At 67.3% G+C, this 23,200-nt stretch carries 26 protein-coding genes; 3 read left to right on the top strand and 23 right to left on the bottom strand.

Annotated elements, in window-relative coordinates:
- Nucleotides 1-40 precede the first annotated feature (40 nt).
- Nucleotides 41-919, top strand: a complete 879-nt coding sequence (locus Q1A87_RS00455; RefSeq protein WP_299645933.1) for an NAD(P)-dependent oxidoreductase — start codon at nucleotides 41-43, stop codon at nucleotides 917-919.
- A gap of 752 nt (nucleotides 920-1,671) precedes the next feature.
- Here Q1A87_RS00455 and Q1A87_RS00450 read toward each other — a convergent pair.
- The 19 genes from Q1A87_RS00450 to Q1A87_RS00360 form a co-directional block, all read right to left on the bottom strand.
- Nucleotides 1,672-2,661, bottom strand: coding sequence for an ABC transporter substrate-binding protein (locus Q1A87_RS00450; protein ID WP_299645931.1), 990 nt, complete (start codon nucleotides 2,659-2,661; stop codon nucleotides 1,672-1,674).
- Between the two features lie 181 nt (nucleotides 2,662-2,842).
- Nucleotides 2,843-3,670 (bottom strand): ABC transporter permease, encoded by an 828-nt coding sequence (locus Q1A87_RS00445; protein ID WP_299645929.1) that lies wholly within the window; start codon nucleotides 3,668-3,670, stop codon nucleotides 2,843-2,845.
- Nucleotides 3,667-4,659, bottom strand: a complete 993-nt coding sequence (locus tag Q1A87_RS00440) for an ABC transporter permease subunit (RefSeq protein ID WP_299645927.1) — start codon at nucleotides 4,657-4,659, stop codon at nucleotides 3,667-3,669. The genes Q1A87_RS00445 and Q1A87_RS00440 overlap by 4 nt, the downstream gene beginning before the upstream one ends.
- Complete coding sequence (locus Q1A87_RS00435) at nucleotides 4,656-5,084, bottom strand: GNAT family N-acetyltransferase (RefSeq protein WP_299645925.1); 429 nt, start codon at nucleotides 5,082-5,084, stop codon at nucleotides 4,656-4,658. The genes Q1A87_RS00440 and Q1A87_RS00435 overlap by 4 nt, the downstream gene beginning before the upstream one ends.
- Entirely contained in the window at nucleotides 5,081-5,854 is a 774-nt protein-coding gene (locus Q1A87_RS00430; RefSeq protein ID WP_299645923.1) for an ABC transporter ATP-binding protein, read from the bottom strand. The genes Q1A87_RS00435 and Q1A87_RS00430 overlap by 4 nt, the downstream gene beginning before the upstream one ends.
- A gap of 4 nt (nucleotides 5,855-5,858) precedes the next feature.
- Nucleotides 5,859-6,191 carry a hypothetical protein gene (locus tag Q1A87_RS00425; RefSeq protein WP_299645922.1) on the bottom strand — a complete coding sequence of 111 codons (333 nt, stop codon included), beginning with the start codon at nucleotides 6,189-6,191 and terminating at the stop codon, nucleotides 5,859-5,861.
- 311 nt (nucleotides 6,192-6,502) lie between these two features.
- On the bottom strand, nucleotides 6,503-7,966 hold the full coding sequence (gene hydA / locus Q1A87_RS00420) for a dihydropyrimidinase (protein ID WP_299645920.1): 1,464 nt from the start codon (nucleotides 7,964-7,966) through the stop codon (nucleotides 6,503-6,505).
- Between the two features lie 16 nt (nucleotides 7,967-7,982).
- Nucleotides 7,983-8,231, bottom strand: coding sequence for a hypothetical protein (locus Q1A87_RS00415; RefSeq protein ID WP_299645918.1), 249 nt, complete (start codon nucleotides 8,229-8,231; stop codon nucleotides 7,983-7,985).
- Complete coding sequence (locus Q1A87_RS00410) at nucleotides 8,228-9,484, bottom strand: Zn-dependent hydrolase (protein ID WP_299645916.1); 1,257 nt, start codon at nucleotides 9,482-9,484, stop codon at nucleotides 8,228-8,230. The genes Q1A87_RS00415 and Q1A87_RS00410 overlap by 4 nt, the downstream gene beginning before the upstream one ends.
- A 160-nt stretch (nucleotides 9,485-9,644) precedes the next feature.
- Complete coding sequence (locus tag Q1A87_RS00405) at nucleotides 9,645-10,286, bottom strand: MarC family protein (protein WP_299645914.1); 642 nt, start codon at nucleotides 10,284-10,286, stop codon at nucleotides 9,645-9,647.
- A 78-nt stretch (nucleotides 10,287-10,364) separates the two neighbouring features.
- Entirely contained in the window at nucleotides 10,365-11,669 is a 1,305-nt protein-coding gene (preA, locus tag Q1A87_RS00400; protein ID WP_299645912.1) for an NAD-dependent dihydropyrimidine dehydrogenase subunit PreA, read from the bottom strand.
- Between the two features lie 24 nt (nucleotides 11,670-11,693).
- Complete coding sequence (locus Q1A87_RS00395) at nucleotides 11,694-12,482, bottom strand: DNA-formamidopyrimidine glycosylase family protein (RefSeq protein ID WP_299645910.1); 789 nt, start codon at nucleotides 12,480-12,482, stop codon at nucleotides 11,694-11,696.
- Between the two features lie 9 nt (nucleotides 12,483-12,491).
- Nucleotides 12,492-13,025, bottom strand: a complete 534-nt coding sequence (locus Q1A87_RS00390) for a hypothetical protein (RefSeq protein WP_299645908.1) — start codon at nucleotides 13,023-13,025, stop codon at nucleotides 12,492-12,494.
- Nucleotides 13,022-14,353, bottom strand: a complete 1,332-nt coding sequence (locus Q1A87_RS00385) for an NAD(P)-dependent oxidoreductase (RefSeq protein WP_299645906.1) — start codon at nucleotides 14,351-14,353, stop codon at nucleotides 13,022-13,024. The genes Q1A87_RS00390 and Q1A87_RS00385 overlap by 4 nt, the downstream gene beginning before the upstream one ends.
- Before the next feature lie 181 nt (nucleotides 14,354-14,534).
- Nucleotides 14,535-14,918: a hypothetical protein gene (locus Q1A87_RS00380; protein WP_299645904.1), complete on the bottom strand. Its 384-nt coding sequence runs from the start codon at nucleotides 14,916-14,918 to the stop codon at nucleotides 14,535-14,537.
- Nucleotides 14,915-15,262: a hypothetical protein gene (locus Q1A87_RS00375; RefSeq protein WP_299645902.1), complete on the bottom strand. Its 348-nt coding sequence runs from the start codon at nucleotides 15,260-15,262 to the stop codon at nucleotides 14,915-14,917. Before Q1A87_RS00375 ends, Q1A87_RS00380 begins: the two co-directional genes overlap by 4 nt.
- Before the next feature lie 68 nt (nucleotides 15,263-15,330).
- On the bottom strand, nucleotides 15,331-16,344 hold the full coding sequence (locus tag Q1A87_RS00370; protein ID WP_299645900.1) for a patatin-like phospholipase family protein: 1,014 nt from the start codon (nucleotides 16,342-16,344) through the stop codon (nucleotides 15,331-15,333).
- Entirely contained in the window at nucleotides 16,341-16,691 is a 351-nt protein-coding gene (locus tag Q1A87_RS00365; RefSeq protein ID WP_299645899.1) for a pentapeptide repeat-containing protein, read from the bottom strand. The genes Q1A87_RS00370 and Q1A87_RS00365 overlap by 4 nt, the downstream gene beginning before the upstream one ends.
- The gene (locus tag Q1A87_RS00360) at nucleotides 16,688-17,461 is read right to left on the bottom strand and encodes a 3-hydroxybutyrate dehydrogenase (protein ID WP_299645897.1); all 774 of its coding nucleotides are present in this window, start codon (nucleotides 17,459-17,461) and stop codon (nucleotides 16,688-16,690) included. The genes Q1A87_RS00365 and Q1A87_RS00360 overlap by 4 nt, the downstream gene beginning before the upstream one ends.
- A gap of 557 nt (nucleotides 17,462-18,018) precedes the next feature.
- On the opposite strand from Q1A87_RS00360, the gene Q1A87_RS00355 reads away from it, so the two are divergent.
- Nucleotides 18,019-19,869 carry an extracellular solute-binding protein gene (locus Q1A87_RS00355; RefSeq protein ID WP_299645895.1) on the top strand — a complete coding sequence of 617 codons (1,851 nt, stop codon included), beginning with the start codon at nucleotides 18,019-18,021 and terminating at the stop codon, nucleotides 19,867-19,869.
- A 160-nt stretch (nucleotides 19,870-20,029) separates the two neighbouring features.
- Here Q1A87_RS00355 and Q1A87_RS00350 read toward each other — a convergent pair whose 3' ends face one another.
- A complete protein-coding gene (locus Q1A87_RS00350) occupies nucleotides 20,030-20,305 on the bottom strand; it encodes a DUF3572 domain-containing protein (RefSeq protein WP_299645893.1) in 276 nt (91 codons plus the stop codon).
- 90 nt (nucleotides 20,306-20,395) lie between these two features.
- Here Q1A87_RS00350 and Q1A87_RS00345 point away from each other — a divergent pair, with 90 nt between their 5' ends.
- Entirely contained in the window at nucleotides 20,396-21,832 is a 1,437-nt protein-coding gene (locus tag Q1A87_RS00345; protein ID WP_299645891.1) for a diguanylate cyclase, read from the top strand.
- 12 nt (nucleotides 21,833-21,844) lie between these two features.
- Here Q1A87_RS00345 and Q1A87_RS00340 read toward each other — a convergent pair whose 3' ends face one another.
- From Q1A87_RS00340 to Q1A87_RS00330, 3 genes are read right to left on the bottom strand one after another with little or no spacing between them, the layout of a single operon-like run.
- The gene (locus Q1A87_RS00340) at nucleotides 21,845-22,285 is read right to left on the bottom strand and encodes a periplasmic heavy metal sensor (RefSeq protein ID WP_299645889.1); all 441 of its coding nucleotides are present in this window, start codon (nucleotides 22,283-22,285) and stop codon (nucleotides 21,845-21,847) included.
- Nucleotides 22,282-22,581 carry a hypothetical protein gene (locus Q1A87_RS00335; protein ID WP_299645887.1) on the bottom strand — a complete coding sequence of 100 codons (300 nt, stop codon included), beginning with the start codon at nucleotides 22,579-22,581 and terminating at the stop codon, nucleotides 22,282-22,284. Before Q1A87_RS00335 ends, Q1A87_RS00340 begins: the two co-directional genes overlap by 4 nt.
- On the bottom strand, nucleotides 22,581-23,159 hold the full coding sequence (locus Q1A87_RS00330; protein WP_299645885.1) for a sigma-70 family RNA polymerase sigma factor: 579 nt from the start codon (nucleotides 23,157-23,159) through the stop codon (nucleotides 22,581-22,583). The genes Q1A87_RS00335 and Q1A87_RS00330 overlap by 1 nt, the downstream gene beginning before the upstream one ends.
- Nucleotides 23,160-23,200: the final 41 nt, after the last annotated feature.

Here is a 23,200-nt window from a genome sequence, read left to right as displayed (position 1 = left end):
GTCTAACCACCGGAACGCACGGATGCAAAGGGAGGCCGGGATGGCTCGAATCGCGTTTCTGGGAATGGGCGTCATGGGCGCACCGATGGCGGGGCATCTCGCCGCGGCCGGACACGAGGTGCGGGTCTACAACCGCACGGCCGCGAAGGCGGAAGCCTGGGCAGGGAAGCACGGCGGCAGCCATGCGTCCACCCCGCGCGCGGCGGCGGAGGGTTGCGAGATCGTGATGGCCTGCGTCGGCAACGACGACGACCTGCGCGGCGTCTGCCTGGGCGAGGACGGCGCCTTCGCGGGCATGGGCGAGGGCACGCTCTTCGTCGACCACACCACCGTCTCGGCCGGCGTCACGCGCGAACTCGCCGAGGCGGCGGGCGGCAAGGGCATCGCCTACGTCGACGCGCCGGTCTCGGGCGGCCAGGCGGGGGCGGAGAACGGCCAGCTCGTCATCATGTGCGGCGGGGCGCAGGCCGATTACGACCGCGCCGAGCCGGTGATGGACGCCTACGCCAAGCTCGCGCGCCGCATGGGCGAGGTCGGCGCGGGCCAGCTCACCAAGATGGTCAACCAGATCTGCATCGCCGGCCTCCTGCAGGGTCTGAGCGAGGGGATGCGCTTCGCACAGATGGCGGGCCTCGACGGCGAGGCGGTGGTCGACGTCATCCAGGGCGGCGCGGCCGGCTCCTGGCAGATGGTCAACCGCCACAAGACCATGCTCGCGGGCGAGTACGACCACGGCTTCGCGGTGAACTGGATGCGCAAGGATCTGGGCATCTGCCTCGCCGAGGCCGAGGCGATGGGCGCGCCCCTCCCCGCCACCGCGCTGATCGACCAGTTCTACAAGGACGTGCAGTCGATGGGCGGCGGCCGCTGGGACACCTCCGCCCTGATGGCACGGCTGGAGAAGCTGTCCGAGGGGTGAGCGGCGACCGCTCCCCAATAGGAGAGGGGTGTTTGTCTAAACGCCCCTTTTTCGAAACTGTCGACGATTGCGGGCAAGAAAGGGACTTAGTCGCCGACAGGACGTTCGTCAGCTTTGAGCCCATTGCACTCACATCCGATGCACATGCTACACGCTCAACGAAGACACTTGAGGAGAGCCGATGCCACGCGCTGTAGTCCCAACTGATGATCAGTCAGAGCGTGAGAAAGGCCGGGTGCCCCTGTGGCTGGACCCCGATGATTTGCTATGGCTATCAGAGAATTGGCGTGCCGAAGACGTACGTTCGGATGAGGAGAGAGAGCGGCGCGGTCGACTGCAATTTCGGGCTCGTGCCGCACTTCACAAGGCGGGATTGCTCGGAGAACAATAGGTCGAGGAGAACGCCGAACGTCCTTTTCGTCCGCACAGCGGACATCCGTATATGGGCAGCCAATGGCGGCGCTTAGCGTCCGTCGAGAACACGAGGGCTGAATTGGTATCTGCTTTAGGATCGCAACGATACGGGGAAGGCAGTCCCCGATCGGGGGCGGAGCTCTCTCCTTGGGGGTCGGGCAGGGGCCGCCCGGCCTGACGGCCGGACGGAAAGCCACGGATCGTTACCCGGCTTTTGTGACCCGGCTTCGAGTCTCGCGGCCTCAGCCTCTTATCGAAGCGTTTCTGAAAGCGGAAAGCTCCGAAGACATCCGCCCGCCCCGATCCCGTGCCGCCCGAGAGGGCGGCGCGGCGCATCCTTACTCGGCGAGCGCTTCGTCCGTGATGTCGTGCGTCCAGGCGCCCTCGGGCTCCTGCGAGATCACCGGGTCGGAGCCGCCGGCGAGGAGCGTGTCGACCGTCCGCTGGTAGTCGGCCTCGTCGAGCGCGCCGTCGGTGGCCTCGGTCAGCTTGGCGATCTCCTGCATCATCGCGATCTGGTGCTCCTCGGTCTGGGCGCCGGTCTCGTCGTTGTCGAGCACGATCATCGCCGCTTCCTCGGGGTTCTCCTCGGCCCATTTCCAGCCCTGCATCGAGGCGCGCACGAAGCGGACCATCCTGTCGCGGAACTCGGGGTCCTCGAGGTTCTCCTCGAGCACGTAGAGCCCGTCCTCGAGCGTGGCCACGCCCTGATCCTCGTACTTGAAGGTGGTCAGCTCGTCCTCGGTGACGCCGGCCTCGAGCACCTGGTTGTATTCGTTATAGGTCATCGTGGAGATGCAATCGGCCTGCCGCTGCAACAGGGGGTCGACGTTGAAGCCCTGCTTCAAAACGGTGATCCCGTCCTCCCCGCCCTCGGTCGGGATGCCCGCCTGGCTCATCCAGCTCAGGAACGGATACTCGTTGCCGAAGAACCAGACGCCGATCGTGCGGCCGCGGAAATCCTCCGGCCCCTCGATCCCGGCATCCTTCCAGCAGGTCAGCATCAGCCCGGAGGTCTTGAACGGCTGCGCGATGTTGACCAGCGGCAGGCCCTTCTCGCGCGCCGACAGCGCCGAGGGCAGCCAGTCCACCATCACGTCCGCCCCGCCACCGGCGAGCACCTGGCTCGGCGCGATGTCAGGCCCGCCGGGCAGGATGGTGACGTCGAGCCCCTCGTCGGCGTAGAAGCCCTCCTCCTGCGCGACGTAGTAGCCCGCGAACTGCGCCTGCGTGACCCATTTGAGCTGCAGCGTGACGGAATCGTCCTGTGCGGCAGCCGCACCTGCGAATGCCGTGGCCAGCGCGGCCGTCGCGAACATCGTTCTCATGATCGTATCCCTGTCGGTTCGAGTCCGGCCCGCTTCCGGGGCCGCTCCGGGAAGCATGGCATCGCCGAAATCGATATGCCAGCCCGCCGCGACGTCGGGCCGGCGGTAGCGGCCTTTCGGTCCCGTCCCACGCCCGTGCCACGGCCGTAACACGGCCATAACACAGCGGTAACACGCCGGGTCAGCGCCGTTGCGAGGGGTGCCAGAAGGTCAGCCACCGCTCCAGCAGCGCGACCGCCCCGTAGCTGAGGCTGCCGGCGAGGGCGGCCACGACGATCGTCGCCCAGACCATCGGCAGGTTCAGCCGGCCCACCTCGGTCGAGATGCGGAACCCCATCCCCTGCGTCGGCGAGCCGAAGAACTCCGCCACGATCGCGCCGATCAGGGCGAGCGTCGTGGCGATCTTCAAGCCGTTGAATATGAACGGCAAAGCCGAGGGAATGCGTAGGTAGCGCAGTTCCTGCCCCGCCGCCGCGCCGTAGGTGCGCATCAGGTCCCGCTGCATCGCGCCCGTGTCCGCCAGCCCCGCCACCGTGTTCACGAGGACCGGAAAGAACACCATCACCACCACGACCGCGGCCTTGGATTCCCACCCGAACCCGAACCACATCACGAGGATTGGCGCGGTTCCCACGATCGGCAGCGCCGCCACGAAGTTCCCCACCGGCAGCAATCCCCGCCGCAGAAACTCCGACCGCGCCACGAGCAACGCCGCCAGCACCCCCGCCCCGCAGCCGATCAGCCATCCGGTCAGCGCGCCTTTCAGCACCGTCTGCACGAAATCCGCAAAGAGGATGGGCAGGTTGTCGGCAACGGCACCCGCGATCTGGCTCGGCGCGGGCAGGATCACGGTGGGGACGTCGAACAGGCGGACGATGCCCTCCCACAGGATCAGGAGCGTCAGGCCGAAGAGCGCCGGCGCCAGCCACGCGCCCGTCCGGCTCCGCGCGAGCCGCACGTTCGCGCTCCAGAGTGCGGCCCAGACGAGGAGGATGGCGACCGCCTTCACCGCGCGAGCCCCATCCGCCGCAGCGTCAGCCGCTCGATCCCCGTGATCAGCGCCACCAGCGCCGCCGCGACGATGGCTGCAGCGAAGAGGGCCGACCAGATCTGGATCGTCTGGCCGTAATAGCTCCCCGCCAGCAGCCGCGCGCCGAGGCCGCGGACCGCGCCGGTGGGCAGCTCGCCGATGATCGCGCCGACCAGCGCGGCGGCCACGGCGATCTTGAGCGAGGCGAAGAGGTAGGGCAGCGAGGTCGGCAGCCGGAGCGAGACAAGCGTGCGAAAGGTCGAGGCGTTCCATGTCCGCATCAGGTCGAGGTCGGAAGCGGCCGGCGCGCGCAGACCCTTCACCATGCCGACCGTGACCGGGAAGAAGGAGAGGTAGGCCGAGATGATCGCCTTCGGCAGCAGGCCCTGGATGCCGACCGAGTTCAGAACGACGATGATCATCGGCGCGATGGCGAGGATCGGGATGGTCTGCGAGGCGATGGCCCAAGGCATGACCGACAGGTCCATGACCCGGCTATGGACGATGCCGACGGCGAGGAGAATGCCCGCGAGGCTGCCGATGGCGAAGCCGAGGAGCGTGGGACCGAGCGTGATGCCTGCATGGAAGACGAGGCTGCGCTTCGAGGTGAGGCGGAGGCCGATCGTGCTGTCGATCAGTTCGGCCACGACCTGATGCGGGGCGGGCAGGCGCGGACGGTCCTGCGCGAAGGCGCCCGCGGCGGCGACGGTCGGATTGGCAGCGGTCAACGCCAAGCCCCCCATGTCCCGGCGCTCCGCCGCGGTTGGCGGGGTGACGGCGATCTCCGCCCGCTCGGCCTCCAGCAGGCTGCCCTGCGCGTTCATCGGGATGCAGGCCAGATACCAGAGCGCGATCAGCGCCGCGACCACCACGAGGACGGGCCAGAGCCCCGCGCCGAGCCGGCGCAGTGCGACGCGGCCGGAGCGTCCGACGCTGGCGCCGGGGGCGGAGAGGGGCGTATCGGTCATATCCCGCGCCCGAACAGGATGTTGAGCAGACCTTCCTCGTTGTCGCCCTCGGTCTGCCGAACTTCGTGGAAACCTTCGCGGGCATAAAACCGCCGGGCGCCCTCGTTAGTCCGGAACGTCCAGAGCCGCTGCGGACCCTCCCGCACCGCGTCGAGCAGCGCCGGGCCGAGGCCGCGTCCGCGCGCCTCCGGGGCCAAGTACAGACCGCTCACCGTCTCGCCGTCGGCGGCGACCGCGACGAAGCCGTCGATCCGGCCGTCATGTTCGGCGACGAAGACGCGCTGCTGCGGCAGGACGCTCTCGCGGTAGTGGCGTTCCACGTCGTCGGGCGGGTGAACGCGCGGCATCCACGGCGTCGCGTCGATCCAGTCGTTGAGGATGGATGCGCAGGCTCGCGCGTCCTCGGGCACGGCGGACCGGATCATGCCGCCGCCATGCCTTCGCGGAGCCCCTCCCGCACGCGGTGAGCGACGGCGAGGAACTCGGGCGTGTCGCGGATGTCGAGCGGACGCTCGCGGGGCAGGGGGTTCTCGATCACGTCGGCGATGCGGCCGGGTCGCGGGGACATGACGACGATGCGGGTCGAGAGATAGACCGCCTCGGGGATCGAGTGAGTGACGAAGAGCATGGTCTTGTTCGTCCGGGCCCAGAGCGACAGCAATTCCTCGTTCAGCCGGTCGCGGACGATCTCGTCGAGCGCGCCGAAGGGCTCGTCCATCAGGAGGATCGGCGCGTCGAAGGCCAGCGCCCGGGCGATGGAGGCGCGCTGCTGCATCCCGCCCGAAAGCTGCCAGGGATACTTGCCCGCGAACTGGTCGAGCTCCACGAGGCGCAGCACGCGCTCCATCCGTTCGCGGCGTTCTGCCTTGGGGTAGCCCATGATCTCGAGCGGCAGCGTCACGTTCCGCCCGATGGTCCGCCACGGGTAGAGCCCCGCCGCCTGGAACACGTAGCCGTAGGCGCGGGCCTGCCGGGCCTCGTCCGGGGTCATGCCGTTGACGGTGAGGCTGCCGCCCGTCGGTTGCTCCAAGGCTGCGACGCAACGCAGGAACGTCGTCTTGCCGCAGCCGGAGGGACCGATGAAGGAGATGAACTCGCCCTCGGCGATGTCGAGACTGATGCCCGACAGCGCGTGGACGGCGCCGTCGCCGGTCTGGAAGGTAAGGTCGAGGGAACGGGCAGAGATTACTGTCATTAAGTCAACTAGTTTTATAAGTTAGGCGATCTATCATAGGCTCGGGCTTACCGATTGCTTCACCTGCAATTTGACGTAATGAGACGTAGTATTGCACTCCCTCTCGGATACTTGGAGGAACACACTGGTCATAATGGACTAACTCATTCCGTCGGTTAATACATTGCACGAGATGGGCGAGATAGTCTTTCGAAATACCGTCGTAGGTTTTCGCAGATTTCAAATTGAAAGGAACACCAGCGCACGTCGCGAATTCCTTGAAAAGTTCAAATTGTTCGACAATAATAGAACGCGCAATTATTGTATTTGCTGTAGGCTGATCGATCTCTTTTTCCAAGGCTGGTATCCGAACACCTCCGCGCGCATCGACAGGTGGATTCTTGCCAACTACAAGCGACGCAACAACCGAGCTCTCTAAACTAAGACGTAGGCATAAAGGCCTGAATGAATCGATGTCTACCCTACCGGACCCTGTACTTAAATAAGGACCATTTCTTTTCGCGATTTCCGACGCGTCCTCACTGGGCCACGACATGAGCTTTTCTGCGGCTGTTGCTAGATCGCTAACGTGAACCATAGTCGCTATCGACCGGTCCGATTGGTAAATGTATTGACTGTAGCGTGTCTGAATATATCTATCAGCGGCCATTAAACCCCCGCCGGAATGTTCCGCGGGTCGCGCTCGATCTTGCGCGGGGTGTTCAGAGACTTCCACTTCGACAGCGCGGTATGCGCGCTCGCGAAGGCGGGCCGGCGCACGAACTTGCCGCGGCCGGGCTGCGGCTGCGAGTTCTGGCCGTGGGCCCAGATGACTTCGCCGCGCGAGAGCGTGTAGCGGGGGGCGGCGCGGAGCTCCATGCCCTCGAACACGTTGTAGTCGATGATCGACTTCTGGTTCGCGACCGAGACCGTGCGGTGGATCGACGGGTCCCAGACCACGATGTCGGCCTCGCCGCCCACGACGATCCCGCCCTTCATCGGATAGATGTTCAGGATCTTGGCGATGTTGGTGGACGTGACGGCGACGAACTCCTCGGGCGTCAGGCGTCCGGTTTCCACGCCGCGCGTCCAGAGCATCCCCATCCGCTCCTCCAGACCGCCGGTGCCGTTCGGGATCTTGGTGAAATCGTCCAGCCCCATGCGCTTCTGCTCATCGGAGAAGGCGGCGTGGTCGGTCGCCACGACCTGTAGCGAGCCCGAGGCGAGCCCGGCCCAGAGCCCGTCCTGATGCGCCTTTGAGCGGAAGGGCGGGGACATGACGCGGCGGGCGGCGTATTGCCAGTCGTGGTTGAAGTACTCGCTCTCGTCGAGCGTCAGGTGCTGAATCAGCGGCTCGCCGTAGACGCGCATCCCCTTCTGGCGCGCGCGCCGGATCGCCTCGTGCGCCTGCTCGCAGGAAACGTGGACGATGTAGACCGGCGTGCCCGCGGCGTCGGCGATCATGATGGCGCGGTTCGCGGCCTCGCCCTCGACCTCGGGGGGACGGGAATAGGCATGCGCCTCGGGTCCGGTATTGCCCTCGGCCAGGAACTTCTGCTGGAGCGCGGCCACCACGTCGCCGTTCTCGGCGTGGACCAGCGGCAGCGCGCCGAGCTCGGCGCAGCGGCTGAAGGAGGCGAACATCTCGTCGTCCTCCACCATCAGCGCGCCCTTGTAGGCCATGAAGTGCTTGAACGTGTTGATCCCGCGTTCCTTCACGACCGTCTCCATCTCCTCGAAGATGGTCTCGTTCCAGCCGACGATCGCCATGTGGTAGGAGATGTCGGTGCAGATCTGGTCCTTCGACTTGCGGTCCCAATCGTCGATGGCGGGCAACAGGCGCTTGTCCTCGCCCGGCAGGACGAAGTCCACGAGCATGGTGGTCCCGCCCGCGGCGGCGGCGAAGGTTCCGCTCTCGAAGGTCTCGGTCGCGGTCGTGCCCATGAAGGGCATCTCCAGATGGGTGTGCGGGTCGATGCCGCCGGGGATGACGTAGGCGTCGCTCGCATCGATGGTCTCGTCGCCCGACAGGTTCTCGCCGATCTCCGCGATCCGCTCCCCCTCGATCAGGACGTCGGCCTTCCACTGGCGGTCGGCGGTAACGATCGTGCCGTTCTTGATGACCTTCGACATGTAACCCTCTCGAATATCAGATGCAGTATTGCGTGCCGCGCGGGTTCAGGACCGGGTAGATCCGGCCCTGGAACACGTAGCCGTAGCAATTGTCGGCCACCCGCACGTCCCGGTCGACCACGCCCCGTGGCAGAAGCTGTCGCACGGCGAAGGGGACGGGCGCTTCGGTGATGGCGTAGTCCTGCGGGTCGGGGACCGGGCCGCTGGGCGAGGGGGCGCAGGCAGAGAGGGCGAGCGCGACGGCCGCGACGAAACGGATGTTCACGACACCACCTCCGCCGTCTCCAGCACCGCGTGCAGAAGCACATCGGCGCCGGCGCGGGCCCAGTCCTTCGTGATCTCCTCCGCCTCGTTGTGACTCAGCCCGTCGACGCAGGGGCACATGATCATCGCCGTCGGCGCGACGCGGTTGATCCAGCAGGCGTCGTGGCCTGCGCCGGAGATGATGTCCATGTGGCTGTAGCCCAGACGCTCGGCCGCGATCCTTACGGCGGTCACGCAGCCCTCGTCGAAGGCGACCGGGTCGAAGCCGCCGACCTTCTCGAGTTCGATCTCCATGTCCATCTCGCCGGCGATGCGCTCGGCCGCTTGGGCGAGCTTCGCCTCCATGTCCTCGATCACGGCGAGGTCCGGGGAGCGGAAGTCGACGGTGAAGACCGCGCGGCCGGGGATCACGTTGCGCGAGTTCGGGTGGACCTCGATATGGCCCGCCGCGCCGACCGCGTGGGGCGCGTGCGACAGGGCGATCTCCTCCACCTCGATCAGAAGCCGGGCCATCGCGAGGCCCGCGTTCTTGCGCATCGGCATCGGGGTCGAGCCGGTGTGGCTCTCCTTGCCGGTCACCGTCACCTGCGTCCAAGACAGGCCCTGCCCATGGGTGACGACGCCGATTTCCTTGCCCTCGGCTTCGAGGATTGGTCCCTGCTCGATATGGAGCTCGAAGAACGCGTGCATCCGGTCCTTCCGCGCGCCGACCTCCTCCTCGCCGCGCCAGCCGATGCGGTCGAGCTCATCGCCGAAGCGCGCGCCCTTGGCGTCGGTCTTGGCCTCCGCCCAGTCCTGCGTGTGGACGCCTGCGAAGACGCCGGAGGCCAGCATCGCGGGGGCGAAGCGTGTGCCTTCCTCGTTCGTCCAGTTGGTGACGACGATGGGGTGCTTCGTGCGGATGTTCAGGTCGTTCAGCGTCCGGATCAGTTCCAGCCCGCCCAGAACGCCGAGGACGCCGTCGTACTTGCCGCCCGTCGGCTGCGTGTCGAGGTGGGAACCGACATAGACCGGATCGGCCTCAGCGTTCGTGCCCGCGCGGGTCGCGAACATGTTGCCGAGCTTGTCCACCCCGGTCTCGAGCCCGGCCGCGTCGCACCAGGATTTGAAGAGCGCGCGCCCCTCGGCATCGGCGTCCGTCAGGGTCTGCCGGTTGTTGCCGCCGGCCACGCCCGGCCCGATCTTCGCCATCTCCATCAGGCTGTCCCACAGGCGGTCGGGATCGATCCGGAGGTTCTGTCCTGCGGCTGTCATCTGCTCTCCTGATGTCCGACACGTGCGTTGACGGGAACGCTACCACGGGGTCGGGGGAGGTCAATGGCGCGCGCCGGGTGACGGCGGGTTCTGTCTTCAACTGGAAGAATTGATCCCGGCAGAGTGCAATGAAGACAATGCCGTAAGACGCGATCTTCGCCTAAAGCGGACCACCCGGCGGCAGGCGCATCACGTCGAGCGCTTCGAACCCACCGAGGACGGCATCGACCGCGACCGTAGCCAGGACGATCCCCATCACCCGGCTGATCACGCTGGCACCGGTCGTCCCGATCAGCTTCTTGAGCCGCGCGCCCACGAGGAGGACGGCGAGCGTGATAAGGAGGACGGAGAACAGCAGCATCGCGGTGACGATCTGGTCGGGCACGGAATTGCGGTGATTGTCGGTCAGCACCACGATCGCCAGCATGGCGCCGGGCGAGGCGATCGACGGCATGGCGAGTGGAAAGACCGCGCCCTCCATGTGGTCGCGGCCCGCTTCCTCGATCTCGCGCGAGGGCTTCGACTCGCCGAAGATCATGGTCAACGCGAAGAGGAACAGGATGATCCCGCCCGCGATCTGGAACGACCCGAACCTGAGGCCCAGGGCCTCGAGCACGAGCTGGCCCGCGACCAGGAACAGCATCAGCACCGCGCCCGCGACGGCCACCGCGCGCATCGCGATCCGGCGGTGGAAATGCGACGGCACGCCCGCCGTCGCGAAGTAGAAGACGGGCAGGGTGCCGATCGGGTCGATCACCACGAAGAGCGTGATGAACTCCCGGGCGAGGGAGGATACGTCCATATTCCGATCCGCCTGTGGAGGACGGGCCGCCGGGGCGGCCGTTTCGGCCGACTAGCGTGCGGGTCGTCCGCTTCCAGCCTATTCGGCCGCCACCGCGCTCGGATTGTTCGGATGCATCGTCCAGTCGGCGGGCTCGGCCTCGACCACCTTGCCGGTGCGCGGGTCGGTCTCGCCGGGGGCGAGCTGCACCATGTCGATGCAGTTCTCGACCGGGCAGACGTCGATGCACAGGTTGCAGGCCACGCATTCCGCGTCGATCACGGTGAAGGTCCGGTCGGGCAACATGCCGATCGCCTGATGGGACGTGTCCTCGCAGGCGGCGTAGCAGCGGCCGCACTTGATGCAGAGATCCTGGTCGATCCGCGCCTTGGTCACGTAGTTCAGGTTCAGGTGCTTCCAGTCGGTGACGTTCGGCACGGCGCGGCCGACGACGTCGTCCAGCGTGGCGTAGCCCTTCTCGTCCATCCAGCGGGAGAGGCCGGTCTTCATCTCCTCCACCACGCGGAAGCCGTAGGTCATCGCCGCCGTGCAGACCTGCACCGTGCCGCAGCCCAGGGCCATGAACTCCGCCGCGTCGCGCCACGTGGTGATGCCGCCGATCCCGGAGATCGGCAGGCCGTGGGTTTCGGGGTCGCGCGCGATCTCGGAGACCATCGACAGGGCGATGGGCTTCACCGCCGGGCCGCAATAGCCCCCGTGGCTGCCCTTGCCGTCGATCGTGGGCATCGGCGACATGAGGTCGAGATCGACCGAGGTGATCGAGTTGATCGTGTTGATGAGGGACACCGCATCGGCCCCGCCGTTCTTCGCGGCCGCGGCGGGCTTGCGGATGTCGGTGATGTTGGGCGTGAGCTTCACGATCACCGCCCGGTCGTAGTATTGCTTGCACCAGCGGGTGACCATCTCGATGTATTCGGGCACCTGGCCCACGGCGGAGCCCATGCCGCGCTCGCTCATCCCGTGCGGGCAGCCGAAGTTCAGCTCGATCCCGTCGGCGTTCGTCTCCATCACGCGGGGCAGGATGGCCTTCCACGCCGCCTCCTCGCAGGGGACCATGATGGAGGCGATCAGCGCACGGTCGGGGTAGTCCGCCTTCACCCGCGCCATCTCCTCGAGGTTGGTTTCGAGCGGGCGGTCGGTGATGAGCTCTATGTTGTTGAGGCCCAGCAGCCGCCGGTCCGCGCCGTAGATCGCGCCGTAGCGGGGGCCGTTGACGTTGACGACGGGTGGACCCTCGGCCCCGAGCGTCTTCCAGACGACGCCGCCCCAGCCGGCCTCGAAGGCGCGGCGGACGTTGTATTCCTTGTCCGTCGGCGGCGCGGAGGCCAGCCAGAACGGGTTCGGGCTGCGGATGCCCACGAAGTCGGTCGTCAGGTCGGCCATGGCGTCACCTCTCTAGTCGGTCTGTCAGGTTGCCCGTTCCTGATGGTCGGGGCAGTAGAAGGACGTGCGGCCGCCGACCTTCCTGCTTTCGATGGTCCCGCCGCAGCGGCCGCATTCATGGCCCGTCTTCCGCCGGTGGATGAGCCAGGGATCGGGCAGTTCGGCGTAATGCGCGTCGACGTCGCAGACGGCCTTGAGGATGCGGCCGAAGGTCCGGTGCAGATCGCCGCGTTGTTTCCCGGACAGGTCGCCGGCGCGGGTGTCGGGATGAATGCCGGTCTGGTAGAGTGTCTCGTCGGCCCAGAGATTGCCGATCCCGGCCACCTTGGCCTGATCGATCAATGCGGACTTTACCGCGCCGCGTCCCTCGATCCGATCGGCGAACTGCGATGCGTCAATCTCCAGTGCGTCCGGGCCGAGCTCGAGCCGCGCGATCTCGGCATCGGGGTCATCTATCACGCGGACCCAGCCGAACTTGCGCGGGTCGCGGAACGCCATCCGGCGATCTCCTTCGAAGATCACGACAAGCCGCGCGTAATCCGGATCGCCGTCCTCCGTGTCGTAGACCCGGACCGAGCCGGACATGCCCATGTGCAGGTTCAGCCACGGGCCGGAGGCGGAACCGACGAAGATGTATTTCCCGTGTCGTCGGGTCTGCGTGAACTGGTGTCCCTCGAACCGCGCCCGCGCCGCGGCGTCCGGCAGTTCGACATGAGTAATGTCGTTCCCCGGCCGGATCTCCGCGACCGTCCGGTTCAGTGCGCCCGCGTCGATACGCCGCCGGAAGGTTTCGACCTCGGGCAGTTCCGGCATCGACCCGCCTCAGGCGCCGAGCGTCGCGACATCCACCCCCGCGCCCTCGAGACGGGCGGTCGCGGCGTCGCGGGTCGCGGCGTCAAAATCATCGGGATGGCGCAGGATGATCGCCTCGCCGGTGAGCTCGGGCATGTGCCGTGCCATCAGCATCTCGAAGCCCTGCGTCTCCTTCGTAGCCTCGGCGAAATCCGCGAGCGTCTTGCGCTCGCCCACACGCGTGACCTTCTGCCGCGTCTTGGTCAGACGCACCGCCTTGCCGCGCGCGTCCTTCAGAAGCTCCTCGAAGGCGTGGATCGTCTGCCAGAAATCATGCTCGACGCTGCCGGGCTCCCCGTTGGCGAGGACGGTGGTCAGACGCCGGAAGGCCGCGTCGCGCACCTTTTCGACGCCCATACGGTCGGCATTGGCCATCAGGTTCCGCAGCTTGGCGGGGTCATCCATCATGTCGACGCGCGCGAGCGCGGCATCGTTGCGGGCCGCAAGCTCCTTATCGGTCAGGGCTGCGGGTTTCGGCGGGGTGACTGTCTTGGATTTTTTCATGCGCGACCATCGGTCAGGGCGGCGTGAATGTCCATCGCCGCATCGCGTCCCTTCGCCACCGCGGTCACCGTGAGATCCTCGCCACCCGCCGCGCAATCGCCCCCGGCCCAGACACCTTCCACGGAGGTGCGCCCCGTGCCGGTCACGGCGATCTTGCCGCCCTCGAGCGAGAGCCCTTCCACCGCCACCAGTTTCTGGCCGATGGCGCGGAACAGCTGGTCGGCGGGCAGACGGAACGTCTCACCCGTTGGCGCCATGTCGGGATCGACATAGGCAAGCTCGACCTCGCGCAGGCGGTCGCTGCCGTGCAACGCTTGCGGGATGACGCCGAAGACGAGACGGACACCGTGGCTCGCCGCGAGATCCTGCTCCCACCGGCTCGCCGGCATCCGGTCGCGCGCCCGTCGGTAGGCGATGGTCACGTTCTCCGCGCCGAGGAGCTTCGACTGTACCGCGGCGTCCACCGCGGTCATCCCGCCACCGATCACCACGACGTTCCGCCCGATGGGAAGCTGCGTCAGATCCTCGTGCTGGCGCAGGGCGGCGATGAAGTCGACCGCGTTTTCGGTCCCGCCGAGCGCCTCCCCTTCGAGCCCGAGCGCGCCGACCCCGCCGAGCCCGATGCCGAGGAACACCGCGTCGTGTTTGGCACGGAGCCCTTCGAGCGTCTGCCCTTCGCCGATGGCCCGCCCGGTTTCGACCGTGATGCCGCCGATCTTCAGAAGCCAGTCCACTTCCGCCTGTGCGAAGCGGCCGGGCGTCTTGTATTGCGCGATGCCATATTCGTTCAGGCCGCCCGGCTTCTCCCGCGCGTCGTAGATCGTCACCGCGTGGCCGAGCATCGCCAGCCGATGCGCGCAGGACAGGCCCGCGGGGCCGGCGCCGACGATTGCGACGCGCCGGCCGGTCTCGGGGGCGCGGGCGAAGGGGTGCTCCCCGGCTTCCATCATCGAATCCGTGGCGAAGCGTTGCAGGCGGCCGATCTCGACCGGCTTGCCCTCGGCCACCTCGCGGACACAGACCTCCTCGCAGAGCGTCTCGGTCGGGCAGACGCGGGCGCACATGCCGCCGAGAATGTTCTGCTCGAAGATGGTCTTGGCCGCCGCGTCCTCCATCCCCGTCGCGATCTGGCGGATGAAGAGGGGGATGTCGATGTCGGTGGGACAGGCGGTCACGCAGGGCGCGTCGTGGCAGAAGTAGCACCGGTCGGCGGCGACCAGCGCCTCGTGGTCGGTGAAGCGGGGATGCAGGTCCGAGAAGTTTCGCGCCAGATCCTCCGGCCCCAGCCGTCCCGCGCGTATTCCGTCCAGCCGCATCGTTTCCGTCATGTCCGCCTCGTCCTCTGTCGCGCATACACTGGCATACGCGTCCGGACGTGCAACATGAGTTTTGACAGGCGCGCCGCTTGCGACCCGACGTTTTCCGGTATGAGGCGCCGCGCCGGGGATCGGGCCGGATGCCGGGGCGGCACGAGGGCACCGCTCGAAGCGCCCCTGCAGGGATCGCCGCCTAGAAAGAGGGGGCCAGTCGCCCCCCGTCGATCGGTTCGAGGTCGAACCCCGTGACCGCCATGTCCGGATAGCGCAGCACGACGTCGCGGAAGGCCGCGTGGCGGGCGCGCGGCGCGGCTTGCGCGACGGGCATCGCGAAGGAGAAGCGCGCGAGGTGTTCGCGGTAGACCTGCTCGTAGTACCAGTACTGGTTCGGGGTCAGCGCAGCCTGTCCTTCGCGCCCGGCGAAGACGATCCGCATCCGGGCCTCGCCCGCACGGGTGGTCGTCGGGCCGTCGTACCAGAGGTAATCAGGGTCGTAGGTCCGGTTCAGATCGACACGCTGGGCGAGCGCCGGACCTGCGACGGCCAGCGCGAGGAGTATCGTCAGCGTCCGTGTCATCGGTCCCGTCCGACCGGGTTGTCATCGCGGTCGTCGTCGCCGAAGCGCCGGTCGTCCGCCAGCGCATCCTCGCCCGCGGGGATGTAGCCCTCGCTTTCGCGCACCGCCGCGTCGTCATGCGTCGGGTCGGCATAGGCATCGGCCGGCATCGGGCCGCCGAGGAATTCGTGCAGCGCCTGCTGCGCCTCGCCGGGCGACGTTCCCTCGTGCGCGGCGATAAGCTTGGCGAGTTCGGCGGTGGAGCCGTCGGCATCCTCGAGGTCGGAATCGCTCAGCTGTGGCCAGCGGCTCATCAGCGCGTCGCGGTACGGCACCCAGTCCTGTTCGAAATCCTGGCGGCTCATACGGTCCTCCTGTGGTTGCGTGTCGGCAGAACGCGGGCCGCGGACGGGGGTTCCGGTATGGACCCGGCTCAGACGAACATCTCGCGGAGGTCGACGGTGGAATGCGTCCCGATCGCGTCGAAATCGCGGTCGAGGAACGCCTCGGCCGCCGCCGATCCGGCGTTGCGGAGCTGGTGGATGACGATCGGGTTCGGCACGACCTTGGTGGCGACCGAAAGCTGGCGCATCAGGTGGTCGTCCGAGACCATGTGGACGATCACGTCCTTCATCGAGCCCTCTGGGATCTTGCCCGAATGGACGAGGCGCTGCACGAACTCGACGGCCCGCAGCTCGCGCAGCAGCGACGTGTTGAAGCTGATCTCGTTGATCCGGTTCTGGATGTCGCGCGCCGTCACCGGCAGTTCTGGCCGCACCAGCGGGTTTATGTTCACGATCAGGATGTCGCGCGGCAACGCCGGATCGAAGAGCGGGAACAGCGCCGGGTTGCCGGTATAGCCGCCGTCCCAGTAGGCCTCCCCGTCGATCTCCACGGCCGGAAACAGCGTCGGCAGACAGGCCGAGGCGAGGATGGCCTCCGTCGTGATCGCCTTTCGGGTGAAGAGCCGGATCTTCCCGGTCCGCACATTGGTCGCGCAGATATGGAATTCCGGCCCCGTCGCGGCGCAGACAGCCTCGAAGTCGAGCCCCGCCAGGAGGCGCCGCAAGGCGTCCTGGCTCATGCTGTTCGTCATGTAGGGACTGATCGAGCGGCTGATCCCGTCGATGAACTGGTAGCCCAACGACAGCTCGGTGGCGTAGCTGACCGCCATCGGCGAGAACGCCTCGAACCAGGGGGCCCAGACCTCGTCGGTGAACGCGCCGACGCCGGTCCAGATCGCCTCCAGCCATTCGCGGGCAAGGTTGCGGCTTCCCCGCGCGAGCCCGGCCTTCACCGCCGCGCCGTTCAGCGCGCCGGCGGAAGTGCCGGAGATGCCCGAGATTTCCAGACGTTCGTCCGCGAGCAGCCGGTCGAGCACGCCCCAGGTGAACGCGCCATGCGCCCCGCCGCCCTGCAGCGCGAGATTGATGCGCTTCGGCGTCATCCGTCGCGCCACCGCGCCAGCAGGTCGGACACGGCGATCCCGTCGATCGTCATGCCCTCGATCTCGGCGTTCGTGATGACGAGGCCCTTCAGGTTCGCCGCGTCGATCGTCGCGCCCGAGAGGTTCACGTCGTGGAAGCGGGCGCGGCAGAGATTGACGTTCTCGAACGCGATCCCTTCCGCGTTCACGTCGTCCACCCGCGCGGCCTGCAGCTGGCTGTCTGCCACGACCGCGTCCTTCAGGCTGACACGGGTGAAGATCGAGCCGTCGAGGAACTTGTCGGTGAGCTCGAGCCGCTCGGGCAGGGCGCCGTCGCCCTCTTCGCCGGTGAACAGATCCTCGGTCACAGCGCGGTCCACCCGCCATCGACGCTGATCGTGGTTCCGGTGATCTGCGCCGCGGCGTCCGAGCAGAGGAACAGCGCCGTGCCGCCGAGCTGTTCGACGGTGGCGAATTCCTTGGACGGCTGGCGGGCGAGGAGGACGTCGCGGATCGCCGTCTCCCGGTCCATGCCGTATTCCTTCATCGTGTCGGGGATCTGCCCCTCGACCAGCGGCGTCATCACGTAGCCGGGGCAGATGGCGTTGGCGGTGATCGGCTCCTCCGCCGTCTCCAGCGCCACGACCTTCGTCATGCCCACGATCCCGTGCTTTGCCGCGACATAGGCTGACTTGTACGGCGAAGCCGTCAGCCCGTGGGCGGACGCGATGTTGATGACCCGGCCCCAGCCCGCCGCGCGCATCATCGGCAGGGCGGCTGCCGTGGTGTGGAATGCGGAGGACAGGTTGATCGCGATGATCGCGTCCCAACTCGCGGTCGGGAAATCCTGGATCGGCGCGACATGCTGGATGCCCGCATTGTTGACGAGCACGTCGCAGGCGCCCGCCTGCTTGATGAGCGACCGCGCCGCCTCGCCGTTCGAAAGGTCCGCCTGGATGTAACGGACCGTCACGCCGTGCGCCTTGGCCAGCCCTTCGGCCAAGGCGTGATCCTCGTCGGTGTCGGTATAGGAGTTCAGGACGACGTCGAGTCCCGCCTCCGCGAAGCTCGTTGCGATGCCGAGCCCGATGCCCGAATTCGATCCCGTCACGACGACGGTCTTTCCCTTGAGCGGCATGGCAGACCCTTTCCCGATGCGCCTCAGTCGCCGTGCAGCATAGATGCTGCATGTGCGAAGGAAAGAGGCGGCGCAGTGCGGTAAGTCGTCGAGGACGCGAACAGCAGATCATACGGGATCAGGGCGTGGGAAATCGGCCATCGTGTCGATTCCCGGGAGGCTCCAGTTCGCGGGCCCGAAGTAACGTTGTGAATGGTCTTGGACCGGCGTCACTCGTTCGGGTCCCTGAGCAAACCCGGGATTTCGCCATAGCGGGGTTCCGCCGAGGCGACCGGAAGATGGATGGACGCCGTCAGCAGGATGACTAGACGGAGGCACGTTCCCATAATCCGATCGTGCGAACCGACGCAGGTACGGACTGCATCACGTCCGCCCCAAAAAAAACGCCGGCACGAAGCCGGCGTTCAGTCATTGAGGCAGGTTTCATACAGGCAAGAAACCTATCGAGCAGTAATTCGTGTATAGACGTTAACGTAACAGAGTCCAAGCAAATCTTTCGGTCCCCGTGACCAAATGCCTTTGATAAAGGTCAAATTGTACAGGCTGTTAGAAGGGGCATGACAATGCACCTCAATCGTTTCGCACGAATCACCTACTCGATTCGCTCGTTTGCCATCGCATTGATCATAGGGGGATTCGCTGTCGAAGGGCATGCCGACGGGCATGGCGTCGCTCTCTACGGCGACCCCGCGTTGCCTCCGGATTACGCCCATCTGCCTTACGTCAATCCCGACGCGCCGAAGGGCGGGACCTTCGTGGACGGCCAGGTCGGAAGTTTCGATAGCCTCAATCCGCACATCCAGCAGGGCAACGTCCCCTGGCAGCTGCGCTTCCTTGCCTACGAGACGCTGCTCGGCCGCTCCTACGACGAGCCGTTCACGCTCTATACGCTCTTGGCGGATTCGGTGGAGGTGAACGAGGACAACACTGCGATCACCTTCACTCTGAACCCCGCCGCGCGGTTCTCGGACGGCTCTCTCGTCACCGTGGACGACGTGATCTGGTCGTGGAACATCCTCGGCCAGGAGGGCGCGAACGGCCGCTATCGGACGGCCTTTGCCAAGGTCTCCTCGGTCGAGACGGTGGGCGAACGCGGCATTCGCTTCACCATTCCCGAGCCGGACCGCGAGCTTCTGATGACGCTTGGGATGCGCCCGATCATGAAGGCCGCGCCCTACACCGAGGACGAGCGGTCGTTCTTCCGCTCGGGCCTCGACAACCGCCCGATCACCTCGGCGCCCTACATCATCTCCGATGTCGATGCCGGCCGCTATGTCGAGCTGACACGCGATCCCGGTTACTGGGGCGCCGACCTGCCGTTCCGGGAGGGCATGCACAACGTCGACACCATCCGGATGGAGTTCTTCGGCGACGCCACCGCGCATTTCGAGGCGTTCAAGGCCGGCGAGCTTTCCTCCATGCGGGAGACGAACGCCTCCGCCTGGGCACGCAATTACGGCTTCCCGGCGGTGCAATCCGGGGAAATCGTCCTGTCGGTGATCCCGCACGAACGGCCGAGCGGAATGACCGGACTGGTGATGAACACCCGCCGCGCGCCCTTCGACGACTGGCGCGTGCGGGAAGCCCTGATCCAAGCCTTCAACTTCGAATACGTCAACAACGTCATCAATGACGGCGCGCAGCCGCGCATCACCTCCTACTTCTCGAACTCGCCGCTCGGCATGGAGCCGGGGCCGGCCGAGGGCCGCGTGGCGGAGCTGCTCGAGCCGATGGCGGACGATCTTCTGCCCGGCACGATCGAGGGCTACGCGCTGTCGCGCACGGAGGGGCAGGCGTCCGACCGCCGGGGCCTGCGCAACGCGACGCGGCTGCTCAACGAGGCGGGTTACGAGGTCGAGAACGGCGTGCTGACCGGTCCGGACGGCCCGGTCTCGATCGGCATCCTCGTCCCGAACGGCTCCTCCGAGGTGCGGGCCATCGTCGACATCTACCTGCAGTCGCTGCAGCGTCTGGGCATCGACGCGCGGGCCGCCTCCGTCGACAGCGCGCAATTCACCGAGCGTACGAACGCCTACGATTTCGACATGGTCTGGTATTCCTGGGGCCTTTCGCTCAGCCCGGGCAACGAGCAGCTCGCCTATTGGGGGCCGAACGGCGTGGAGCAGCCGGGCTCGCGCAACCTGATGGGGGCCGACGACCCAGCCATCGTGGCGATGATCGACGCGATGCTCGCCGCCGAGACGCAGGAGGATTACGTCGCAGCCGTTCGCGCGCTCGATCGCGTCCTGACCGCGGGGCGATACGTCGTGCCGACCTGGTACAACCCGGTCAGTTGGATCGCGCACGACGCGGATCTGAAATATCCGGTCGACGACCTGCCGATCTACGGCGACTGGATCGACTTCCAGCCCGACGTGTGGTGGTTCGACCAAGACCGTCCGGAATGACGTCGGCCCCGGGGCGCGATGCGGTGAGGGCGGCGCCCGGCTCGTAAGGGCTGCGGGACGGCCCGACGCAAGCCCGGGCGGCGGAATCACCGAGACCGTCCCGGCCCTCTCGTCCGCCGTGCCGGAATGTGGCGGGCCGCCGGTGCGGGATCGCTTCCCGTCAGGTCCAGTGCGGGAGGTCCCCGCCCGGCAGGGCGGCCCGGGCGGCGGCGAAGGATTCGGTGCTGTAGCCGCGCGCGCCGCAGAATCCGGTGACCCATTCGTCGTCCAGCATCACGAAGTCTAGAACGGCCCCGAGAAACTCCGGATCGCGGGCCCCGGCGAGGATCGACTTGCGGTCGGAACCGGTAACCGACTGAAACCGATCGAGCAGGTCGGCCTCTGCCATCCAGCCCAATGCATCAAGGGCGATCACCTCGGCATGATCCCGCCGCATGGGCACCTCCTCCAAGCCTCGTGAAACCATTTGTTAACCTTCATGGCTGATTAATTAGGTGAACAAAAAGATAAACCGCAGGTAAACTGAATGTCGGGTCGCATCCTCATCGTCGACGACGTCGCAACGAACCGAATCGTGATGAAGGTAAAGCTTTCCGCGGCACGCTACGAGGTCGTCCCTGCATCGAGCGGCGCGGAGGCCCTCGCGATCGCCGAGGCAGGCGGCATCGACATCATCATTATGGACATGATGATGCCCAACATGAACGGCGCCGAGACCTGTTGCAAGCTTCGGGCGAACCCCGCGACCGCGATGATTCCCGTGATCCTCGTCACCGCTTCGGAGGACACGCAGGCTCGGATGGAGGGGCTCTCGGCCGGGGCGGACGACTTCCTGTCGAAGCCGGTGGACGAGGTGGCGCTGCTCGCCCGCGTCCGGTCGCTGCTGCGGGCCCGCGAGGAAGAGCGCGAGTTCGAGGCCCGCAGCGGCGCGCTTCTCGAGATGTCCGCGCCCGTGGCGACGGGCTTCGCCGAGGCCGGCGGCCAGGCATCGTTCCAGACCGCGCCCTCCCTGCCGGGCGCCGGGGAGGCCACTCCGCTGACCGAAGGGCGGATCGCCATCGTCGGCGGTCCCGATGCGACCTGGCTTCCGTTGCAGCGCGACCGCCTGCGCCCGCTCTTTCGCGAGACGGTCCGGATCGTCGGGCGCGACGCCGCGCTCGCCATGACCTCGGAGACGGCGCCGGACCTGTTCCTGATCGACGCCGATCTCGGCGGTCGCAACGACGGCCTGCGCCTCATGTCGGAGTTGCGCTCCCGTGCCGCCACCCGCCACGCGGCGTTCCTCATCCTTCTGCCGCCGGGCGACAGCGAACGTGCGGCGACCGCGCTCGACCTCGGCGCGGCCGATGTAGGCTATCACCCGTTCCCGGTGGACGAGATCGCGATGCGTATCCGCACGCAACTTGCCCGCAAGAAGCGCGCCGACAAGATGCGCGACACGCTGGACACTGGCCTCAAGCTCGCCGTGATCGATCCGCTGACGGGTCTGCACAACCGCCGCTACGGCCTGTCGCATCTGAACCGCGTGGCGACGCGGTGCCGCGCGCAGGGCATCCGGGCCGGCGTCGTGCTGATGGACATCGACCACTTCAAGCAGGTCAACGACACCTACGGCCATCCGGCGGGCGATATCGTGCTCGCCAAGGTGGCGCAGACCCTCGATAACAGCCTGCGGCACGAGGATCTCGTAGCCCGGATCGGCGGGGAGGAGTTCCTCGCCATCCTGCCCGACACCGACGTCAACCAGATGCGCTTCGTCGCCGAGCGCCTGCGCAGCGCGGTCGAGGAGTTACGCATCACCATTCCCGGTGGCGAAGTCCTGCAGGTGACGCTGTCGATCGGAGTGGCGCTTCTGGAGGACCGTGACGACGCGGCATCCCGCGCAATCGAGACGGCTGACAAAGCGCTTTATTCGGCGAAGGGCGACGGCCGGAACCGCGTGCGGATCGCTTCCGTCGTCTGAGCCGACGCGGCGTTACCGCCGCCCGGTTCGCGACACCCGCTCGGCCAGCGTCGCGCGTTCGGCGGCTGGCAGTTCCGCGACGATCCCGGCCAGGATCTCGATCCCGCTGCCGGCGAGCGCGGCCTGAACGTCGCGTTGCGCTCGCATCGACGCTTCGAAGCCGGCCCGGTCGAACGGCTCCGAGCGCAGGGCGGCGACGACCGCGCCGCGCGCCGCCTCCATCCGCTCCCGTCCGTCACGTAAGTCCGGATTGCTCCGTAGCCGGTCGAAGAGCCGACTGCGCGTCTCGTCGTCGAGCCCGCGGGCGAGGGCGGCGATCTCCGGCGGGCCGCCTCCGCGTGGGCCGCGATGGCCCGGCCCCCCCGTGACGAGCGCACCGATCACCGCCGCGGCGACCAGCACGTTGACCATCAGCGACGCGATCAGCGCCCATTGTGTCCAACGCCCGTTCATCCTGCATCTCCCTGCATCCAGGCCGCGCCGAAGACCTCGTCCAGGAGTACGGTAGATTGCGTTTCCGGCAGGACGTCGAAGACGAACGCCGGCTGCACCGCGCCGAGCCAGAGCCCCAGCAGCGCCGCGCTCGGCACGCCGATCAATCCGCCGAGCCAGCCGCGCAGGCCCAGGCTCCTCGACGGGGCCGCTTCATGACCAGCCTCGGCGACGAGGCGGACGCGCAGGGCTTCGGGGACCGGCGCCGTGTCGTCACGGGCCGCCCGGAGGAGGTCGTCGAGATCGTCCTCGCGCATCATACGTCTCCCGTATCCCCGAGAAGCTCGGCCAGCCTTCGCTTACCCCGCGCGGTCAGGCTCTCGACCGCTTCCACCCCGCATCCGAGCATCGCCGCGATGTCCGGGTTCGAATAGCCCTCGACGTGCCGTAGGACCACAGCCTGCCGCTGGCGTTCGGGTAGGCGGGCCAGCGCGGCGTCGAGCGCGGTGCGCCGTTCCGCCCCGATCAGGCCGGCAAGCGCGGAGGGCGCCGCGTCGGCCACGTCGCCCGCCGCGTCGAGTGGGGCTTGGCGCGCCGCTCGCCTGCGGGCGTCGACGGCGAGGTTCGCGGCCACCCGACCGAGCCATGTCGAAAGCTGCGCCGGCCCGTCCACGTCCCAGTCGCCCGCCTTGCGCCAGAGTCGCAGGAACGACTCCTGTACGATATCCTCGGAGAGCGCACGGTCGCCGCCGGTCATGCGGAGCGCGAAAGCCATCAGCCGCGGCCCCTGCCGGTCGACGAGGGCGCCGGCCGCCCGGGCCTCGCCATGGCCCGCCCGGACCAGAAGCTCGGCCTCGCGCAGCCGATCGGCCCGCAGCCTGTCGTCATCCGCCATGCGGCCTCCGGTCGGCCCGGAGCGATGCGCCCCGGACCTCT

The organism is uncultured Jannaschia sp., from assembly GCF_947494055.1.
Lineage (GTDB): Bacteria > Pseudomonadota > Alphaproteobacteria > Rhodobacterales > Rhodobacteraceae > Jannaschia.
The sequence above is the reverse complement of the archived record's forward strand: the minus strand, read 5'-3'. Positions and strand labels throughout refer to the sequence as shown.

Bases quoted from the DNA above. Each gene is read 5' to 3' on its own strand.
- Q1A87_RS00455 (WP_299645933.1), top strand. From the start codon at position 41: ATGGCTCGAATCGCGTTTCTGGGAATGGGCGTCATGGGCGCACCGATG.
- Q1A87_RS00450 (WP_299645931.1), bottom strand. From the start codon at position 2,661: ATGAGAACGATGTTCGCGACGGCCGCGCTGGCCACGGCATTCGCAGGT.
- Q1A87_RS00440 (WP_299645927.1), bottom strand. From the start codon at position 4,659: ATGACCGATACGCCCCTCTCCGCCCCCGGCGCCAGCGTCGGACGCTCC.
- Q1A87_RS00435 (WP_299645925.1), bottom strand. From the start codon at position 5,084: ATGATCCGGTCCGCCGTGCCCGAGGACGCGCGAGCCTGCGCATCCATC.
- Q1A87_RS00430 (WP_299645923.1), bottom strand. From the start codon at position 5,854: ATGACAGTAATCTCTGCCCGTTCCCTCGACCTTACCTTCCAGACCGGC.
- hydA (WP_299645920.1), bottom strand. From the start codon at position 7,966: ATGTCGAAGGTCATCAAGAACGGCACGATCGTTACCGCCGACCGCCAG.
- Q1A87_RS00410 (WP_299645916.1), bottom strand. From the start codon at position 9,484: ATGACAGCCGCAGGACAGAACCTCCGGATCGATCCCGACCGCCTGTGG.
- Q1A87_RS00405 (WP_299645914.1), bottom strand. From the start codon at position 10,286: ATGGACGTATCCTCCCTCGCCCGGGAGTTCATCACGCTCTTCGTGGTG.
- preA (WP_299645912.1), bottom strand. From the start codon at position 11,669: ATGGCCGACCTGACGACCGACTTCGTGGGCATCCGCAGCCCGAACCCG.
- Q1A87_RS00395 (WP_299645910.1), bottom strand. From the start codon at position 12,482: ATGCCGGAACTGCCCGAGGTCGAAACCTTCCGGCGGCGTATCGACGCG.
- Q1A87_RS00390 (WP_299645908.1), bottom strand. From the start codon at position 13,025: ATGAAAAAATCCAAGACAGTCACCCCGCCGAAACCCGCAGCCCTGACC.
- Q1A87_RS00385 (WP_299645906.1), bottom strand. From the start codon at position 14,353: ATGACGGAAACGATGCGGCTGGACGGAATACGCGCGGGACGGCTGGGG.
- Q1A87_RS00380 (WP_299645904.1), bottom strand. From the start codon at position 14,918: ATGACACGGACGCTGACGATACTCCTCGCGCTGGCCGTCGCAGGTCCG.
- Q1A87_RS00375 (WP_299645902.1), bottom strand. From the start codon at position 15,262: ATGAGCCGCCAGGATTTCGAACAGGACTGGGTGCCGTACCGCGACGCG.
- Q1A87_RS00370 (WP_299645900.1), bottom strand. From the start codon at position 16,344: ATGACGCCGAAGCGCATCAATCTCGCGCTGCAGGGCGGCGGGGCGCAT.
- Q1A87_RS00360 (WP_299645897.1), bottom strand. From the start codon at position 17,461: ATGCCGCTCAAGGGAAAGACCGTCGTCGTGACGGGATCGAATTCGGGC.
- Q1A87_RS00355 (WP_299645895.1), top strand. From the start codon at position 18,019: ATGACAATGCACCTCAATCGTTTCGCACGAATCACCTACTCGATTCGC.
- Q1A87_RS00350 (WP_299645893.1), bottom strand. From the start codon at position 20,305: ATGCGGCGGGATCATGCCGAGGTGATCGCCCTTGATGCATTGGGCTGG.
- Q1A87_RS00345 (WP_299645891.1), top strand. From the start codon at position 20,396: ATGTCGGGTCGCATCCTCATCGTCGACGACGTCGCAACGAACCGAATC.
- Q1A87_RS00340 (WP_299645889.1), bottom strand. From the start codon at position 22,285: ATGAACGGGCGTTGGACACAATGGGCGCTGATCGCGTCGCTGATGGTC.
- Q1A87_RS00335 (WP_299645887.1), bottom strand. From the start codon at position 22,581: ATGCGCGAGGACGATCTCGACGACCTCCTCCGGGCGGCCCGTGACGAC.
- Q1A87_RS00330 (WP_299645885.1), bottom strand. From the start codon at position 23,159: ATGGCGGATGACGACAGGCTGCGGGCCGATCGGCTGCGCGAGGCCGAG.